The 18,815-nt window shown below is 55.3% G+C and carries 16 protein-coding genes; 4 read left to right on the top strand and 12 right to left on the bottom strand.

Annotated elements, in window-relative coordinates; translation table 11 throughout:
- Positions 1–205: 205 nt before the first annotated feature.
- Positions 206–1,234 (top strand): quinone-dependent dihydroorotate dehydrogenase, encoded by a 1,029-nt coding sequence (locus PLU01S_RS13395; protein ID WP_074825325.1) that lies wholly within the window; start codon positions 206–208, stop codon positions 1,232–1,234.
- Between the two features lie 94 nt (positions 1,235–1,328).
- Here PLU01S_RS13395 and rmf read toward each other — a convergent pair whose 3' ends face one another.
- Positions 1,329–1,544: a ribosome modulation factor gene (gene rmf / locus PLU01S_RS13390; protein WP_010797981.1), complete on the bottom strand. Its 216-nt coding sequence runs from the start codon at positions 1,542–1,544 to the stop codon at positions 1,329–1,331.
- A gap of 312 nt (positions 1,545–1,856) precedes the next feature.
- Between rmf and rlmKL the strand changes: the two genes are divergently transcribed.
- Positions 1,857–4,049, top strand: a complete 2,193-nt coding sequence (gene rlmKL, locus PLU01S_RS13385) for a bifunctional 23S rRNA (guanine(2069)-N(7))-methyltransferase RlmK/23S rRNA (guanine(2445)-N(2))-methyltransferase RlmL (protein ID WP_074825327.1) — start codon at positions 1,857–1,859, stop codon at positions 4,047–4,049.
- 211 nt (positions 4,050–4,260) lie between these two features.
- On the top strand, positions 4,261–5,301 hold the full coding sequence (locus PLU01S_RS13380; RefSeq protein ID WP_074825329.1) for an acyltransferase family protein: 1,041 nt from the start codon (positions 4,261–4,263) through the stop codon (positions 5,299–5,301).
- Here the strand turns inward: PLU01S_RS13380 and PLU01S_RS13375 are convergent, their stop codons facing one another.
- From PLU01S_RS13375 to PLU01S_RS13335, 9 genes are all read right to left on the bottom strand, one after another.
- Complete coding sequence (locus tag PLU01S_RS13375) at positions 5,302–6,363, bottom strand: oxidoreductase (protein WP_074825331.1); 1,062 nt, start codon at positions 6,361–6,363, stop codon at positions 5,302–5,304. It lies immediately after the preceding gene.
- Positions 6,364–6,473: 110 nt separating this feature from the next.
- Complete coding sequence (locus tag PLU01S_RS13370) at positions 6,474–6,899, bottom strand: HPF/RaiA family ribosome-associated protein (RefSeq protein WP_010797985.1); 426 nt, start codon at positions 6,897–6,899, stop codon at positions 6,474–6,476.
- 74 nt (positions 6,900–6,973) lie between these two features.
- On the bottom strand, positions 6,974–8,479 hold the full coding sequence (xylB, locus tag PLU01S_RS13365) for a xylulokinase (protein WP_074825333.1): 1,506 nt from the start codon (positions 8,477–8,479) through the stop codon (positions 6,974–6,976).
- A gap of 63 nt (positions 8,480–8,542) precedes the next feature.
- Positions 8,543–10,024 carry a mannitol dehydrogenase family protein gene (locus tag PLU01S_RS13360; RefSeq protein ID WP_074825335.1) on the bottom strand — a complete coding sequence of 494 codons (1,482 nt, stop codon included), beginning with the start codon at positions 10,022–10,024 and terminating at the stop codon, positions 8,543–8,545.
- 48 nt (positions 10,025–10,072) lie between these two features.
- On the bottom strand, positions 10,073–11,170 hold the full coding sequence (locus tag PLU01S_RS13355) for an ABC transporter ATP-binding protein (protein WP_074825337.1): 1,098 nt from the start codon (positions 11,168–11,170) through the stop codon (positions 10,073–10,075).
- A gap of 17 nt (positions 11,171–11,187) precedes the next feature.
- Entirely contained in the window at positions 11,188–12,021 is an 834-nt protein-coding gene (locus PLU01S_RS13350; RefSeq protein ID WP_074825339.1) for a carbohydrate ABC transporter permease, read from the bottom strand.
- Positions 12,022–12,031: 10 nt separating this feature from the next.
- Positions 12,032–12,967: a carbohydrate ABC transporter permease gene (locus tag PLU01S_RS13345; protein WP_019365100.1), complete on the bottom strand. Its 936-nt coding sequence runs from the start codon at positions 12,965–12,967 to the stop codon at positions 12,032–12,034.
- 116 nt (positions 12,968–13,083) lie between these two features.
- A complete protein-coding gene (locus PLU01S_RS13340) occupies positions 13,084–14,391 on the bottom strand; it encodes an ABC transporter substrate-binding protein (RefSeq protein WP_074825341.1) in 1,308 nt (435 codons plus the stop codon).
- Between the two features lie 290 nt (positions 14,392–14,681).
- Positions 14,682–15,584 (bottom strand): AraC family transcriptional regulator, encoded by a 903-nt coding sequence (locus tag PLU01S_RS13335; protein WP_037030876.1) that lies wholly within the window; start codon positions 15,582–15,584, stop codon positions 14,682–14,684.
- A gap of 211 nt (positions 15,585–15,795) precedes the next feature.
- Between PLU01S_RS13335 and PLU01S_RS13330 the strand changes: the two genes are divergently transcribed.
- Positions 15,796–17,085 carry a mechanosensitive ion channel family protein gene (locus PLU01S_RS13330; protein WP_074825343.1) on the top strand — a complete coding sequence of 430 codons (1,290 nt, stop codon included), beginning with the start codon at positions 15,796–15,798 and terminating at the stop codon, positions 17,083–17,085.
- 217 nt (positions 17,086–17,302) lie between these two features.
- Here the strand turns inward: PLU01S_RS13330 and PLU01S_RS13325 are convergent, their stop codons facing one another.
- Together PLU01S_RS13325 and PLU01S_RS13320 are read right to left on the bottom strand one after the other, a co-directional pair.
- Positions 17,303–17,482 (bottom strand): hypothetical protein, encoded by a 180-nt coding sequence (locus PLU01S_RS13325; RefSeq protein ID WP_010797995.1) that lies wholly within the window; start codon positions 17,480–17,482, stop codon positions 17,303–17,305.
- A gap of 101 nt (positions 17,483–17,583) precedes the next feature.
- Positions 17,584–18,702, bottom strand: coding sequence for a GNAT family N-acetyltransferase/peptidase C39 family protein (locus PLU01S_RS13320; RefSeq protein WP_074825345.1), 1,119 nt, complete (start codon positions 18,700–18,702; stop codon positions 17,584–17,586).
- Positions 18,703–18,815: the final 113 nt, after the last annotated feature.

The raw sequence follows: 18,815 nt of genomic DNA, 5'->3' as shown, positions 1-18,815 counted from the left end.
CGTTGAAAGGCACCAGCCAAATACGAGCGGGTTTTGAAAAATACTCTTTTTATTCTGACATTTTATAACTTGTTCAGTTCGTTACTGATAACTGCTTTGCAATTACAAAAGAGCTGTGCGGTTTATTCCCGCTGCTGGCATGGCGAGACTCGTGACTTGTTGAACTGTATAATGACGAGTCCTTCCATTCGAACAGCCCTTGCCCATGTACTCCACGGTTCGTAACCTACTGTTCAAGCTTTCTCCAGAAACGTCCCACGATCTGACCCTTGATCTGATTGGTGCTGGTGGCAGGCTGGGTCTCAATGGCCTGTTTAATCGCCAGCCTTCGTTCCCCGTCACGGTCATGGGGCTGGAGTTCGCCAACCCTGTAGGCCTGGCGGCTGGACTGGATAAAAACGGTGCTGCCATCGATGGTTTTTCACAGCTGGGGTTCGGTTTTGTCGAGGTGGGTACGGTAACGCCAAGGCCACAGCCGGGTAACCCTCGGCCACGACTGTTCCGTATTCCCCAAGCTGAGGCCATCATCAATCGCATGGGGTTCAACAACCTGGGCGTCGACCATCTGATTCAGCGGGTTCGGGCCTCCCGGTACAAAGGCATTCTTGGAATCAATATCGGCAAGAATTTCGATACGCCTGTCGAGCGTGCCGCTGACGATTATCTGCTATGCCTGGACAAGGTCTATGAGCATGCCAGCTACGTGACCGTCAACGTCAGCTCGCCCAATACACCCGGACTGCGCAGCCTGCAATTTGGTGACTCGCTCAAAGCGCTTCTGGAAGCGCTTCGGCTTCGTCAGGAGGATCTGGCGGTGCGTTACGGCAAGCGAGTGCCGATTGCCATCAAGATCGCGCCGGACATGACGGATGAAGAGACTGTACTGGTAGCCCATGCCATTCATCAGGCAGGCATGGATGCGATCATCGCGACGAACACGACTCTGAGCCGGGACGGCGTGGAGAATCTTCCCTATGCTGCCGAGGCGGGCGGTCTTTCCGGTGCGCCGGTGCGTGATAAGAGTACGCATACGGTACGTGTGCTGGCGTCGGAGCTAAAGGGCAAACTGCCCATTATTGCGGCAGGCGGCATTACCGAGGGTATCCACGCAGAGCAGAAGATAGCGGCGGGTGCGAGCCTGGTTCAAATCTATACCGGCTTCATTTACAAGGGGCCGGCACTCATTCGCGAGTCGGTAGATGCTATCGCTTCGACAATCAAAAGGGCTCCTTAAGGAGCCCTGTGCCTCGTTGGAGGCGTATCTGGTGTTCACCAGTGCGATCTGTTTGAGGGCGTTAAGTCACCCATCCAAAACGAATTAGGTTGTATCAGCCTGCTACGTTGAGTTGATTTAAGCGATGAATACCTGCTGTGCCGATGAAGCCATCCCAGTGGTCGCCGCGGCCTTCGCGCCAGCCGTTCATCCAGGCCTGGCGGATTTTTTGATGGTTAAAGGGGCAAAGATCGCGGGATTTTCCGCTAACGCCGTGCTGATAACCACGTTGAAAAGCTCGTTCCATCGGATCACGCTTAAGTCTTCTCATAGGGTGTTGCCCTCGTTTGTTGACTGTTTTTCCAATGGCCCTTGGGCCTCGTGGAAGCGTTGCCGGCGTGACGCTTCTCATCCCGCTCATTGCGAATCGGGATTGGTTAAGTTCTAACCAATGGTTACAGCTATGTGAATGATCGTTTTGGCATAACCATAGTGTTTTTATCAAATCTAACCATAACGACCGGCTAAGAAAGACCTTTACAAGGCCGGTCCTAACAGTCAAAGCCTTATGTAATAGGGCTTTTTATGGTTTTCAGTTTTCTGGCCGGTCAGTAAACCTGCCATCAATGAGTAATGACGATTCATGACCAATCAATACGAATTGTTTCTGACGTGCCCAAAAGGGCTGGACGGGCTGCTACTGGACGAGGCACAAGCGCTTGGTCTGGAGCAGGCACGCGCTCAGGTCTCTGCCATACGTGGGCAGGGCACGCTGGAGACAGCCTATCGGCTTTGCCTCTGGTCACGTTTGGCAAACCGGGTGCTGTTGGTACTGTCGCGCTTTGCAGTGACCAATGCCGATACCCTTTACGACGGGGTGGCGGCTATTGATTGGAGCGAACACCTTGAGCCCAACGGGACATTGGCCGTTGAATTTTCCGGAAAGGGTTCGGGGATTGATAACACACATTTCGGCGCGCTCAAGGTCAAGGACGCTATTGTCGATGGGCTGCGCAGGGTATCGGGGCAGCGTCCGTCGATTGACAAGGTGCGGCCGGACGTTCGCATTCACGTTCATTTGGATCGAGGCGAAGCGACGGTCTCGCTGGATTTGTCCGGACACAGCCTGCACCAGCGAGGTTACCGTCTGCAGCAGGGTGCTGCACCGCTCAAGGAAAACCTGGCGGCAGCCATTCTGATTCGTGCGGGCTGGCCGCAACTGGCTGCGCAGGGCGGCGCGCTGGCTGACCCGATGTGCGGGGTAGGGACGTTCCTTGTAGAGGCGGGGCTGATGGCTGCGGACATCGCGCCCAATCTGAAGCGGGAACATTGGGGGTTCTCGAACTGGTTGGGGCATATTCCGGCGGTGTGGAATCGCTTGATTGACGAGGCCGAGGATCGAGCTGTCGCCGGGCTTGCGCGTCCACCGCTATGGATTCGCGGGTATGAAGCCGACCCTCGGCTTATTCAACCCGCCCGCAATAATATCGAACGGGCAGGGCTGGGCGACTGGATCAAGGTTTATCAGGGAGAAGTAGCGAATTTTGAACCGCGACCAGATAAGAACCAGACTGGTCTAGTCATCTGCAACCCACCCTATGGCGAGCGCCTGGGGGATGAGGCAAGCCTGCTGTATCTCTATCAGAACCTGGGTGAGCGTCTGCGCATGAGTTGCTTGAACTGGCGTGCCGGTGTGTTTACGGGAGCACCGGAGCTGGGCAAGCGCATGGGTATCCGCAGCCACAAGCAGTACGCCTTCTGGAATGGTGCACTGCCTTGCAAGCTGCTCATGTTCGAGATCGAACCACGGCAATTTGTGACTGGTGAACGTTCTTCCATATCGTCACAACCCCGTGATGAGGCGCAGGTAGCATCGGAACCTGCCAAGCTGAGCGAAGGCGGGCAGATGTTTGCCAATCGCCTGCAAAAGAACCTGAAGCAACTTTCCAAATGGGCGCGTAAGGAAGAGATCGAGTGTTACCGCGTGTATGACGCGGACATGCCCGAGTATGCTGTTGCCGTCGATCTGTACCGTGACTGGGTTCATGTGCAGGAATACGCACCGCCGAAGACTATCGACCCGGAAAAGGCGCAGTCGCGGTTGTTGGACGCATTGGCAGCCATTCCGCAGGCGCTGAATATTGATCCTTCTCGTGTGGTCGTGAAGCGTCGCGAGCGCCAGACCGGTAAGAAGCAGTACGAGCGTCAGGCTGCGCAGGGTCACTTTATGGAGGTGATCGAAGGGGGGGTGAAGCTTCTGGTCAACCTGACCGACTATCTGGACACCGGCCTGTTCCTGGATCATCGACCCTTGCGCTTGCGTATCCAGCAGGAGGCCGCTGGCAAGCGTTTCCTGAACCTGTTCTGTTACACCGCGACGGCGACTGTACATGCAGCGGTTGGCGGTGCCCGCAGCACCACCAGCGTAGACATGTCACGGACCTATCTGGACTGGGGACGTCGCAATCTGGCGCTCAATGGCTTTTCTGACAAGCATCGTCTGGAACAAGCCAATGTCATGGAGTGGCTCGATGAGAACCGGGGAGAGTACGATCTGATCTTTATCGATCCGCCAACCTTCTCCAACTCCAAGCGTATGGAGGGCGTGTTCGATGTTCAGCGTGATCACGTTTCACTGATCGATATGGCCATGGCTCGGCTTGCCCGGGGAGGCATCCTTTATTTTTCGAACAACTTCCGAAAGTTCGAGCTGGATGCCTCGCTCGCAGCACGCTACCAGGTAGAAGAGATTACGCACGAGACACTTGATCCGGATTTTGCACGGAACAGCAAGATTCACAGAGCGTGGCGGATTTCGGCTAAGCCAAAAGCTTAATGATGCGCTCGCTTGTGACTTCTGTCATGAAGCGGGCCAAAACTTGAAACCCTGAGGGTCGATGAGAGTCGACCCTGGGCGGATATAGCCTCTAAGGTTTGTCTGAACAGGTCAGCGTTGCCTAATCAGTACCGAAAATGTGCTGTCAGAGCGGCTGATGCTGCAGCAGTCCTATCCGCATCAATGGGCTTCAAGGAGGCAAACGCTTTCAATGTTGGTTTCGCTTCAAGCGCTAAGGGCTCTGGCAGCCTGGCTCGTGGTGTTTCATCACTTCATGCAGGTCTTCTTTGATTTCCGGTCCGACACCCTGGTCGGCCATCTGCTCTCAACGCGAGGGCAAGTGGGAGTCGATATCTTTTTTGTGCTCAGTGGGTTCGTGATCTATATCTCGACAGCAGGTCGAGCCATGCCCACGTTCCGGTTCATGGTGAATAGGATCGCGCGAATAGTGCCCGCCTATTGGCTTTATACCGGTATTACCGCTGCCATCATTTATTTTGCGGCGGATGTGATGCCTGTTTATGGAGTGGCAAGCAAGGAGCTATTGCTATCGCTGTTTTTCATTCCGAGCCAGAATCCCGGAGGATTCGGTTTGTATCCCACGCTGCCGGTAGGATGGACGTTAAATTATGAAATGCTGTTCTATCTGCTGTTTGCACTGTCATTCAAAGTGCCGGAACGCTGGCGACTCTGGGTTGTATCGCTTCTGGTAGTTGGGGTCAGCGTTGCGTCAGCAGAGCAGCCTTTTATCAGCCATTTCTACCATAATCCCATCATGTATGAGTTCTTGTTGGGTATGGGTATCGGTGTGCTGTACCGAAAGGGGTTCATACCGCAAAGTCTGAAGGTGGCGCCACTGGTTGCAGGATTTTCGATAGCCACGATTCTGCATTTTGATGCCGGTAATGACTGGCGTTTGCTGACTTGGGGTGTTTCCAGCGCCTTGCTTGTAGCCAGCTGCATCGCAATGGAGCCACTGTTTGCGGGTAATCGGGTTCTCAAGGCGTTGGGTGATTGGTCTTACTCGGTCTATCTCATCCACGTCATTGTCCTATGGCTGGGCGACTACTGGCTACATCATCAGGTGGGGTTGAGTCCCTATGAAACCCTGCTGCTGTGCTTGCCGATCATTCTCGTGTTGTCATGGCTCAGTTTTGAATTCATCGAGCGTCGAATGACCCGCAAGGTTAAGACGGCATTGGAAGCGGTCCCGGCGCGTATTGCCGAGACCCTGGAGGCGCGGGCTCGCTGATTAGCGCCAAGCGTTGCGCTCGGCTTCGCTAAAGTCGGGCACAACGCTGATCCCTTCTTTTGCAGAACGCTGGACAGCCTCGATGACAGCCATGAGTGAGCACGCCTGGGCTGGCGTAACCGGGTTTTCCGCCTCACCCCGTAATGCACTGATCACGCCTTGGTAATAACGACGATGATCTCCTGTGGGCACCGCTACAAGCTCTTGAGTGCCGTCGGCATGGAACAGCTGTCCAGCATCCTCATCCAGGCCCCAATGTTCTCCGCCCGGCAAAATACCCTGACGTAATGCGTCCTCCTGACGGTCAGCGCCACGCTTCAGCCAGCTGGCCTGTGTACCCTGGATCATGAAGCGGGGCGATCCTCCAGCACTCAACATTCCGGCCTGCAGGATCGCCTGAGTACGTCCATAGTCGAGTACGACGTGAAACCAGTCATCCGCCAGTGCGCCTTGCCGCTGCTTTACAAGCTGGGCAGTTACACGGTGCGGTACACCAAACAGGCAGAGTGCCTGATCCGCCAAATGCGGCCCCAGGTCGTACCACAGGCCGCTGCCCGGTCCATCACTTTCACGCCAGCGTTGCCTAACCTCGGGCCGGAAGCGCTCGATACGCGATTCATACACGACGATCTCACCCAAACGATTGCTGTTTATCAGCTCCTGAGCGCCCAGGAAGTCACTGTCCCAGCGGCGATTCTGAAAAACGGACAGAAATCTATTTTCTGCCTGAGCAATGTCTGCCAGCTGGCGCGCTTCGCGAAGCGTCAGTGTAAAGGGCTTGTCCACCACGACATGCTTACCCGCTCGCAAGGCTGCTTCAGCCAGTGTTGCATGGGTATCGTTGGGCGTGGCCAGGACCACCAGATCGACTGCAGGATGCGTTACTGCAGCGTGATAATCACTGATGACATTGATATGAGGGCGTTGAGAGCGAATCTTATCAAGCTGGCGAGAGGCAATATGCGTCAGAAGAAGGCCATCGACGCTCTCGATGAGAGGGGCATGAAAGATTTCCCCTACAAAGCCATAACCGATGAGAGCAACTCGAACCTGCGTATCCATGATGAACTAATACACTGACTGAAATGAAGTCGCAGTATAGCCAGGCTGGACACTATCGATAAGAAAGCCGCGAGAGGAAACAATTCTCTCGCGGCAAGGTGGGAGATACGTTATTCCTTACCTAGCGCTGCCTGCTTGGCCAGGAAGTCGTCCTGCAGAAGCGAGTCGGTAAATTCCTGTGAATCTTCCAGATTAATCGGGTCGTCGATGTGGCCGGTAGACGTAACCTTTGCATCAAGTTTTCCGGTGAGGTGTTCAAGGGCGTGTCGCATTTTTTCTGCAGCGCCATCTACAGCAAGGTCTAGCGCTTCGGCTTTATGAGTCACTGAGATCGAGCGGTACCCCTTGGGGCGGGCTTCGATCTGACAACGCTTATCTTCCGCTCCGGATTTTTGAGCATTCTCATCGCTCAAGTGAATTTCAACGCGGGTCAAGAGATCTTCGAAACGCTCCAGGCGATCGACAACAGCAGAACCTACCCATTCTTGCAGCTCGGCACTGCCTTCGATCTGATTGGTGTTCACTTGGACTTGCATACCACATCCTCATGTTTTTTGACGTGCCTATCTAATAGGACGGGCTCGGCAGTAGGAGGTTCATCTTTTAAAGACTAATGGATGCCAAGTACTTCGCCATGCAAGGCATGGAGCTGGTGCCGATAACGCTGGTAGACAGTTTCATAGGCACGCGCGCGGTCGGGATCAGGAGAGACGTGCGACGCGTCGTCCAGCTGCACGCAGCGTTTGCTCAGCGATTCAAGGGTGTCTGCCGAGTCATGCTGAGAAGACCAGCACCATGCTGCCTGTATGGCACCGCCAAGGGCCGCCGCTTCGGTGTGAAGGGTGCTGATGACTGGCGTATCCATGATATCTGCCACCAGCTGCCGCCAGACAGGGCTTTTGGCTCCTCCGCCAATCAGGCGAATGGTCTGGCTGTGCATGCCGGTGCCGCGCAGCAAGTCCAGCCCATAGCGCAGGCCAAAGGTTACGCCTTCGATCATCGCACGGCACAGGTTGGCACGGGTAAGGTTGGAGGCGGTCAGGCCCAGCAGGCTCGCCGTAGCAGTAGGCAGGGAAGGGACGCGCTCGCCGTTCAGGAAAGGTAGAACCGTAATGCCCTCAGCCCCAATGGGTGCCTGTTCGACAAGGCGGTTGAAGGTATGCAGGTCGATGTCTAAAAGCTCGCGTAGCGCGCCGCTTGCGTTTGTCAGGTTCATGGTGCAGATCAGCGGCAGCCAGCCGCCAGTCGAAGAGCAAAACGTTGCGACAGATGCATGCGGGCTGACGCGGGGGCTAGCAGAGTAGGCGTATACCGTTCCGGAAGTGCCCAGGCTCATGGTAATAAGGCCTTCCTGACTGTTTCCGGTGCCGATTGCTCCCATCATGTTATCCCCACCGCCACTGGACACGATGGCGTGCTCATTCAGACCCAGCCGCTTGGCAACCGGTGGAAGCAACGTGCCGACAGGCTGATGGGCCTCGATGAGTTCAGGTAGAGCCTTCATCAAGCGTCCAGTCGGATCAAGGTGCAGAAGCAGGTCGTTATCCCACTGTCGGGACCGCACATTGAAGTAGCCTGTCCCTGACGCATCGCCAAACTCGGTACAGCAACGGCCGGTGAGCCAGTAATTCAGGTAGTCATGGGGAAGCAGAATATGAGCGATGCGGGCGAAAAGGTCGGGAAAGTGTTTTTGTGTCCATCGAAGCTTGGATACGGTATAGCCCGGCGCAATGGCTATACCAAGACGCTCCAGCGAACCGGCAGGCCCGCCCAGGTAATCGAGCAGCTCCTCGTTCTCTAGTGTTGACTCGGTGTCGCACCACAGCTTGGCAGGGCGGAGCACTTGGCCTTCACTGTCAAGTAATACCAGCCCATGTTGTTGACCTGATATTCCGATACCCCGGAGAGCGTTTCCTGGCAGGCCAGCATGAGCGAGTGCTTGCTGTGTAGCCGTTTCAAATGCCTGGACCCACTGTTCAGGCAACTGCTCACGACGACCGTTGGGCCCGCTGATCATGTCGTGGGCCGCGGAGCCTTCCCCCAGGATCTGGCCCGTAGCTGAGTCGAGAATGACGGCCTTGGTGCCTTGTGTACCGCAATCAATACCAAGAAACATGTGTAGTCTCGCTGTTGTTCGTAGTGAAAGGCCCTAGATGCATTTGCTTCTAGAGCCTATGGATCACCTGTCTGACTTCAGAAGATTTTCCAGAGTTTTCTCTACGCCCAAGGTTTTCAGGCTGGCGAGGTTACGTTCGAAGGAGGCAATAAGGGCGGCGGATTTTGGGATAGAGGTTCCAAAGATTTCCTCAACACCCAACAGCTGCTCGGTTAGGCGCTGATCGTTTTTGACCAGGGACTGGCAGAATTCGGCGCGAGGGTCAGGAATACGGTAGGTTTCGCCACGCTCGTCTACGCCTTTTAGATACAGCGCCCAGGCTGCCACGACGAGGGAGGCGCGATCCAGGTTCTGCTTGTCTGCAATCAGGCGATTAATGGTGGGGACGGTGAACTTGGGAAACTTGGACGATCCGTCCGAGCAGACACGCTCCAACTGATCGGCAATCGCCTGGTTGGAAAAGCGCTCGATCAGCTTGTCCTTGTAGGCTTCCAGATCAATACCGGGAACAGGGGCGAGCTGCGGGGTAACATCCTTGTTCATGTAATCACGAATGTACTGAACGAATAGTGGGTCATTCATGGTCTCGTGAACAAAACGATATCCCTTGAGGAAACCCAGGTAGGTAAGGGCAAGATGGCTGCCATTGAGCAGCTTGATTTTCATCTCCTCATAGGGCGTAACGTCGTCAGTGAACTGAACACCTACCTTTTCCCAAGCCGGTCGGCCATTGACGAATTTGTCTTCCAGTACCCATTGCATGAAGGGCTCACACGCAACCGGCCAGGCATCTTCGATGCCGTAGCTGTCCTTTAGCTTTTGCTTGTGCGCGGTACTGGTCATAGGGGTGATACGGTCGACCATCGCGTTAGGAAAGGAGACGTTTTTGGCGATCCAGTCCGCCAGCTCCTTGTCTACCAGTTTGGTAAAGGACAGCAGCATTCGCCGGGTGACGTCGCCATTATGAGGAATGTTGTCGCAGGACATGATGGTGAAAGGGGGTATGCCTTCGCAACGGCGTTTGCACAAGGCCGCCAGCAGAAATCCGAAAACCGTTTTAGGATCCTCCGGGTGGGCAATGTCATGCTGGACCAGCGGAAGTTCATCGTTGAACTTGCCGGTGCTATCGTCCATGCAGTAGCCGCCCTCGGTGATGGTCAGCGAAACGATGCGAATATGGTGATGGGCCAGTTTATTGATCAGTGCCTGGGCACTGTCTTCTGCCAGCAGCATCTCGCTGATTGCCCCCACAACACGGACTTCAAGATCTGGCGTGTCGCCCAGCTCGAAAAGCGTATAGAGATAGTCCTGCTCGGCTAGAGTGTCGCGCATGGCGCGGTCTTCACTGCGCAATCCCACCCCACAAATGGACCAGTCCAGCGCCTCGCCCTGATTGAGAAGGGCTTCGGTATAGATGGCCTGATGGGCTCGATGAAAGCCACCAACGCCGATGTGAGCAATGCCATGCCGGGTCTGACATGGCACGTAGCTTGGCGTGCGGATCGGGTCTGTCAGCTGTGCAAGATTCTGGCGATTGAGTTTCATGCAGGTGTCTCCAGGTGTGGCCCTATTGAGCCACGCGAATTCAGTTGATCAGGCGGCTTGTTGCAGGGCACGGCTTACGGCCTGCCCATGCTCATCGAAGAGATGACAGTGGCTCACATCAACGGCCAGCTTGAGCCGCTCGCCATAGGCACCCGAAAAGTCTCCCGGTACGCGTACGGTGAGGGGTTCGTCAGACGGCGTGGTCATGTGACAGTACGTATCGCTGCCCAGGCGCTCGGTTACGTCCGTGACCACGGGCAGCTGACCTTGAGGGTCTATGACGAGATGCTCAGGGCGAATGCCCAGGGTGACTTCGTGGCCGACTGCCAATGCTCTGCCGTCACGTGGCAGACGCAGTCGAGGTCCGCTGGCTAGCTCGATTTCCGTCACCTGAGCGCTGGTATGGATGACCTTGGCTTTCAGGAAGCCCATCTTGGGTGTGCCCAGAAAACCTGCGACGAAGAGATTGGCAGGGTGATGGTAGAGGTCCAGCGGCGAGCCGACCTGTTCGATACGGCCGCCGTTGAGCACTACCACTTTGGTTGCCAGTGTCATGGCTTCGACCTGATCGTGGGTGACATAGATCATAGTCGCCTTGAGTTCCTGGTGCAGCCTGGCCAGTTCCAGGCGCATCTGGACACGCAAGGCAGCGTCCAGGTTGGACAGGGGCTCGTCGAAGAGAAAGACCTTTGGATTGCGTACGATGGCTCGGCCAATGGCGACACGCTGGCGCTGGCCGCCGGAGAGCTGGCGGGGCTTGCGTTCAAGCAAATGACCTAATTCGAGGATACGTGCCGCCTCGTCAACTTTCTTCGCTATTTCGCTTTTGGCAATTCCCGCCAGATCCAGCGCGAACGACATGTTCTTGCGCACCGTCATATGGGGGTAAAGCGCATAGGTCTGGAACACCATGGCTAGATCCCGTTTGGCGGGGCTGACTTCGGTAATGTCACGGCCGTCCAGCTCGATGGTGCCGCTGGTGACATCTTCAAGGCCGGCAATCAGGCGCAGCAGCGTGGACTTGCCGCAACCGGAAGGACCGACAAACACCACGAATTCACGGTCGTTGATATCCAGGTCGACACCCTTGATGATCTCGATGGAGTCAAAGCCTTTACGCAGGTTACGAATCTTTAACGTAGCCATGGAAAATCCTCTTGTTCTTATTTGACGGCGCCGAAGGACAGGCCGCGTACGAGTTGTTTCTGACTGATCCAGCCGAAAACCAGGATAGGTGCGCAGGCCAGTGTCGAGACGGCAGACAGCTTGGCCCAGAACAAGCCTTCCGGACTTGAGTAGGACGCGATCAGGGCAGTCAGTGGCGCGGCGTTGGACGAGGTGAGGTTGAGTGACCAGAACGCTTCGTTCCAGCACAGGATCAGCGACAGCAGGACCGTTGACGCCAGGCCCCCTTTGCTGATGGGCAGAAGAACCCTGACGATTTCCTGAAAGGTGGTGGCGCCATCCAGACGAGCAGCTTCCAGGATGTCCTTAGGAATATCCTTAAAGTAGGTGTAGACCATCCAGACCATGATGGGCAGGTTGATCAGCGTATAGATGATGATCAGCGAAAGCTTGGTATCGAGCAGGCCCAGGCTCTTGGTCATCAGATAGATCGGCATAAGAACGCCTACGGCCGGTAACATCTTGGTCGAAAGCATCCAGAGCAATGTCTGCTTGGTCAGGCGCGTCTCATGGAAGGCCATGGAGTACGCCGCTGGAACCGCCAGCAGTAAGCCCAGCACCGTAGAACCAAAGGAGATAGCGACGGAGTTCCAGGCAAAATGAAAGTAATCGCTGCGCTCCTGAATGTGCAGATAATTCTCCAGCGTGGGCATGAAGATGAACTGCGGAGGGGTTGCAAAGGCATCGATTTCAGTCTTGAAGCTGGTCAGGATCATCCAGAAGATTGGAAAGAACAGCACCAGCGCAATGATCCAGGCCAGCGTGCCGAGAATGGCACTGTGCAGGCGACGAGATTGCTTGAGCGTCATCATGGTCGCATCCTCACTGTTGGGTCAGGTTCTTGCCAAGCATCCGAACCAGGATGATGGCGGCAATGTTGGCGATCACGACAGCGATCAATCCGCCTGCCGAGGCCATGCCTACATCGAACTGCAGAAGCGCCTGGTTATAGATCAGATACGCAAGGTTGGTAGACGCGAAGCCAGGGCCGCCACTGGTGGTGGTAAAGATTTCAGCGAAAACCGAGAGCAGGAAGATCGTTTCGATCATCACCACGACGGCAATGGGACGCGCCAGATGGGGCAGGGTAAGGTGCCAAAAAATGGCAAGCGGGCCGGCGCCATCTAGACGCGCTGCCTCCTTCTGTTCCTGATCAAGCGACTGCATGGCGGTCATCAGGATCAGAATGGCGAAGGGCAGCCATTGCCAGGACACGATCAAGATGATCGACAGCAATGGGTAATTTGCCAGCCAGTCGATTGGCTGTGCGCCAAAAAACTTCCAGACGGCGGCGAGAATGCCTGAAACCGGATGGAAGATGAGGTTCTTCCAGATCAGCGCACTGACGGTGGGCATGATGAAGAAGGGGGAAATCAGCAAGACCCGTACAATCCCACGCCCCCAGAACTCGGTGGCTTCCAGAAGCGCTGAAATCAGTACGCCCAGGACCACACTGATCAACAAGACACTGCCTACCAGTAGCAGGGTGTTGGTCATGCCCGGCATGAAGCCGGTGTCGGTGATGAAGTATTCGAAATTCTCCAGACCGACAAAGTCATTCTCACCGGGGTAGAGCAGGTTATAGCGAATTAGCGAAAAGTAGATGGTCATGCCCAGTGGCACGATCATCCAGAGCAGAAGTAGCAGGACCGACGGGCTGACCAGAAACCAGCCGGGGCTGGTCCGGCGCTTGCGGGCGGTGTGCTCACGAGCTCGTGCCTGGGTAGAGACGGGGCTTTTCAACGTGGTTGTACTCATGACAGTCGCTCCGAACCGTTGCAGCGAGAGGTCTACAGGGCGGCCATCCAGAAAGCTGTCAGGCCAGGCTTGTCCTGAAGCGGCGCAGCCATTACAGCCACGCCGAACCGGTTAAGCTATTTGGGATAACCCGCGCGTTTCATTTCGCGAGAGGTCGACTGCTGGGCAGCCTGCAACGCCTGTTGCACGGGCATCTGTCCGGTCAGTGCCGCCGAGAACAACTTGCCCACCGAGGTGCCGATAGCCTGGAACTCAGGAATGGTTACGTACTGAATACCCACATAAGGAACAGGCTTGGCAGCGGGATGCGCCGGGTCGGCCTTTTCCAGCATGGACAGGGATACCTTGGCGAAGGGTGCGGCCTGCATATAGGCCTCGCTGTATGTAGACTTGCGCGTACCTGGCGGGACGTTGGCGATACCTTCCTTGTCAGCTACCAAGGTGGCGTATTGCTTGGATGTCGCCCATGTCACAAAGGACTGTGCAGCTTCCTTATTTTTGGAGCTGGAAGGGATCGCCAGGGACCAAGCATAAAGCCAAGACGAACCGTTATCGGTTACCTGCGTTGGGGAGGCGGCAAAGCCCACCTGGTCAGCTACCTTGCTTTGCGATTTGTCGGTCGTAAAAGACCCGGCCACGCTGGCATCCACCCATAGGGCGCACTTGCCGCTGTTGAACAGCGCCAGGTTTTCGTTGAAGCCGTTGCTAGACGCACCGGGAGGGCCGTACTTCTTCATCGTATCGACATAAAAGTTGGCGGCCTTGGTCCATTCCGGGCCAATGAATTCTGGCTGCCACTTTTCATCGAACCAACGTGCACCGAACGCATTGGCCATGGTGCCGATCAGCGCCATGTTTTCACCCCAGCCAGCCTTGCCGCGCAGGCAAATGCCATACTGATCCTTGTCAGGATGGTGAAGTTTGGCGGCAAATTCACCGAGCTGTTCCCAGGTTGGCTGCTCGGGCATGGTCAGCCCGGCGTCCTTGAAGAGGTCCTTACGGTAGTAGGTAATTGAGCTTTCCGCATAGAACGGCAAGGCATACAGCGTGCCCTTGACGGACAAACCTTCTCGTACCGAAGGAAACAGATCGTTCACATCATAGTCGGCTGGCAGGTCTTTCATGGGTTCCAGCCAGCCTTTGGCGCCCCAGAGACCGGTTTCGTACATGCCAATGGTCAGCACATCGAATTGACCACCCTGCGTGGCAATATCAGTCGTCAGGCGTTGGCGAAGTACGTTTTCTTCAAGGACTACCCAATTGAGTTTGATATCCGGATGCTGCTCTTCAAAGGTTTTGGAGAGCCGTTGCATCCGAATCATATCGCTGTTGTTAACGGTAGCGATGGTGACCGTGGCGGCCTGAGCATAGGTGACGGCACAAATTCCGGCTGTAGCGAAAAGCGCTTTCAATAGCATGTTCATGTCGCACTCCCTTCTGCGCCGTAGCGACAGAAGCTCTTATTGTTGTTTTAACCCCCAGACTACGAAACAGGAGGAGCGTGTTCGATTGATTACACCCCTTAATTTAAGCGGTAGACAAATGCGAAAACACACTCAGACTGATACTTTTTTGCACTTATTAGCGAGTGATCTTTGCGTGTGAAATGGCAACAGAACGCTCTGCAGTAGGGCTTGGCGCGTTTTTGGCGTTGAGCCTGCGTGACAGAAATTGCAAGGTATTGGCAGGCAATGAGCAGTCGCCCGGACCCGGTTTATACGTTCTGCTCGGTCAAGCGTTTTACCGTGAGGCGCCGATAATGCGTAGGCGTCATGCCTTTCATTTGTTGGAAGCGGCGATTGAAATTGGAAATATTATTGAAGCCTGACTCAAAACAGACGTCTGTCACGGCCTTTTCGCTTTGCGATAACAGCTCGCAGGATTTGCTGATACGCAGGCTGTTCACGAATTCAATAAAGCACCGCCCGGTAGCCTTGCGAAAGAAGCGGGAAAAATAGGTAGGCGTCATGCCCAGGTGCTCTGCTGCTTCTTCAAGCGTGAGCTCACTGGTATAGCGCTCGAAGATGAAGTTAAGCGCCTTATTGGTACGGTCCAGCGTATGTTCGTCGTCTTCCGAACGAATCGGCGCGCCGCTCAGCAGGTGATAATCCTCACAGGTCGCCAGCAGTTCCATCAGTACGAAAAAGTGACCCAGACGGCTGGCACCCCGCGTCTCGGCAATACGCTGCAGAAGATCTGCCGATTCATTGATGGTGCGCGAACAGTGGAACTGAATGCCGAAACGGGCGCGCTCAAGCAGCGGGTTCAGTGCATTGAGTTCAGGAAAGACTGTCGCCGCGTTTTCAAGCGTCTCATCGGTAAAGTTAACCAGCATGTCGCGCTTGTCGACGACCTCACCTTCCGCTACTTGGCTGATCCAGTTATGGGGCAGGTTAGGACCGGTCAAGAACAGGCTGTAAGGATAAAAGCTGCCGATATAGTCGCCAATGAAGGCTGTGCCCGAGCTGGCTATGATCAGATGCAGCTCGTATTCCTTGTGAAAATGCCAGCGAACCAGAGGGCAGGGGAAACCGTGCTCGCGGTAGATCACCGAATGGCCGCTAAGATCGTCCATCAGTTCATACGACGGATCGCGTTTGCGCAAAGGTCGAGTCATGGCCGGGTCCGTGGTGTTGTGGTTATACGGAAAAGGCCACCGCAGCATAGTCCGCTTCCTCCGAAATGTCTTTAGCGGCTCAACGATACGGCCATGCCGGGTCAGGTAACGCCGGTTTGTCGCCGGTCATACAGAAGCCGGTTGCATTTTGCTACCGTAACGCCTCCCCGCCGTCCGGATCAGGATGGTGCGACTCTAAAAAGCAAAGATTATGACTACTTATTTAGATGCCTCGTTAAACTGGCTCAGGAACTATCCCGAGCTCTACACGCTGTTTTGCCTGACCTTGCTGCTGCTGGCTGCCTGGTTATGTAACTGGATTGTGAAGCGTATTCTGGTGAAGGGTGTTTACCGGCTATTAAGCAGCGCGTCGCTGGGTCTTAAAAGCGAGGTCACCAATACCCCGATGATCGCGCGCCTGGCTAATGTCGTGCCAGCCTTGATCCTTTCGACGGGTATACTCGCAGTGCCCGGCCTGCCGGAGGCATTGGTCACAGTAGTTGGGAACGTGTGTAGCGCGTTCATTATCCTTACTATCGTGTTGGCGATCAGTAATCTGCTCGATATTGTCAATGCGGTTTACCAGCGCCGTCCCGATGCGCGATTCCGGCCGATCAAGGGGTACATCCAGGTCCTCAAGATCGGCATATTCTGCCTGGCATCCATTCTGATCATCGCCACGCTGATTGATCGCTCGCCATTGATTCTTCTGTCCGGATTGGGCGCGATGGCTGCTGTGCTGCTATTGATCTTCCAGGATACGCTCTTGTCACTGGTGGCCAGCGTACAGATCTCATCCGGGGACATCGTGCGCATCGGTGACTGGATAGAGATGCCCCAGCTCAACGCCAGTGGGGATGTCATCGATATCGCTTTGCACACGGTCAAAGTGCAGAACTTCGACAAGACGATTACCACGATTCCTACCAAGCGCTTCATCTCCGATGCGTTCAAGAACTACCGCGGTATGCAGGAATCCGGAGGTCGCCGCATCAAGCGCAGCCTGTTCTTGGACCAGCAGAGCGTGCATTTCATCGATGGTGATGAGTATCGGCATCTGCATCGTTTCAGTTTGCTGGCGGACTATTTGGATAATAAGCAGAAGGAGTTGAATGAATGGAACGAAAAGCTGGCTGAGCGCGGGCAGGAGCCTGTCAACACACGTCGCATTACCAACCTGGGTACATTTCGGGTGTATGTGGAGCGTTACCTGCGTAGCCATCCCGGCCTTCGGCAGGACATGACCCTACTGGTTCGCCAGCTCGATCCTACCTCCAGCGGTTTACCCCTGGAGGTGTACTGCTTTACCAATACGGTGATCTGGGCGCAGTACGAAAATATCCAGAGCGATATTTTCGATCATTTGCTGGCGATCCTGCCGGAGTTTGGGCTTCGTATCTATCAACAGCCCAGCGGGGCGGACATGCGTGCCTTTCTGACGTCGGATCGACCCATCAACGCGGTAACGTCGCTGGATGACAAGCATCTGACCATACGATAGGCCGGGACGCTTTACCCTGACAGTGCAACTTGGGTAATACTAGTTGGCGAAGAGCGTTTCGTGCAGCATGTATCCGGCAGCGCACCGCCAGCAGCATACAAAACGGTGGAAATCACCCGAAAAGGGTGTCGAGTGTGCTGACTCATTTGCCAGAACTCGTCTGGCAGGCGTCCTAGCCGCTTTTGGGCAGCTTGCCATGCTATGTCAGAGGGGCCGGTTACTTGAGAACGCAGGACGCACTGATGGAGGGATTCATTTTTATCAGCTGGGTCCGCGCATCCATGCAGGTTTTCTGAGAATTGAACTCCTGCATGGCGACCATGGGCGAGCTGCCCTTATCGGTATGAGGATTGGTTGTATTCAGAAGGGTCACCACAAGAAGAACCCAAGTGCTCATAGGAGCTCCGTTTTAGAAACAGCGTCAGTGTTGTTACCAAGCGTCTTTTTCTACCTTAAAATTGAAGCCGGCTTATGGCGCTGAAGCGGTACGCTACCGCCTTACGCTGCCGGCTTTTTCACTGGGGCTGGAGGATACAGGATCACCGCAGCCCGCAGCTTGCTCTTGCCGAAGCGGCTGAGTTTGTCGAACTCGGCATGACTGACCGGAATGTGTTGGCAGTCCAGCTCCCGACGATGTTGGCTATGGTCTACGTCTGGGTCGTGGAAGTAAATGAAGTCTTCGTCGCAACCGGTTACAGCGATCCAGTGAGGGCCTTTGGTCTGGATAAGGCGAAAGCTGCTGATCAACACCAATGGCAGACCACCGTCGGCAATGATTTGTGGAATATCCAGCTTTGTTCGAATCAGGCGTTCAATATCAGTCTGTTTGAGTTCCCGGCTGAAGTCCTCATGCACCAGCCGCATCACGTCACGTTTTTCTTCGCTGCGTACGCCTTCCAGGAAAAGAGGGCCGCGGGTGTTAACCTGTAACTTCACACGAAAACCGCGGCGTCGGGCGGCCAGGGCCAAGCCGTGTGGCCCACAGCCCCCGTGGCCGGCGGTCATGTAAATGGTGGTAGCCTCACGCCAGAGACGTAACTCTTCCCAACGCTCCAGCGGGCGTCCAGGCTCCAGCGCGCCCATGGCCATCAGAAGCGAGGCCGGGCCGCAGGTGAAATCCGTGGTCTGTCTATAGAAGGGTACCTTGCGTAGCCGGCCTTCACCGGGCTGACGGATACGTTTCTCGAAGCGCAGCGCCTGACTGTGATCTTCGTAATAGTCATCGACGGTTGCAAAAGGAAGATAGCCATTGCGTTCATACAGGGCAATGGCTGCAGTATTGTCCGGGCGCACCTCCAGACGCATGTACGCACAGTCCCGCTCAATAGCACAGGCTTCCGCAGCCTCGAGTAGGCGCTGCCCAAGCTTGTGCCCTCGAGCTGCCGGGTCGATGGCAATGGAATACAGCCGCGCCAGGGAGGTGTTTTGGTGAAACAGGACCAAGGCGTACCCCAGGGTATTTCCAGCCTCTTCCACCAGCGTGAGAGAGGCATTGGCTCGAGTCAGCATCCATTGGAAATTGCGCCGCGAAAGGCGGTCGTATTCAAAGCACCGTTTCTCCAGCTCAACCAGTGCGTTGAGGTCCTCGTGAACAGCAGGGCGTAGCGTGAAATTCATTTGTGTGAATCCCTAGCCAGGTCAAGCGCCTCAAAGACAGTCGCTCGGTCCTCAGCAGTGCGGTTAAGCCGCGGTTAATGGAGGCTGTGTTACGTAGTTTTCGTCTGTCCATC

Origin of the sequence: Pseudomonas luteola NBRC 103146 (genome assembly GCF_002091675.1) — a bacterium.
Taxonomy (GTDB): Bacteria; Pseudomonadota; Gammaproteobacteria; order Pseudomonadales; family Pseudomonadaceae; genus Chryseomonas; species Chryseomonas luteola.
This window is presented reverse-complemented; position numbering and strand designations above follow the sequence as displayed.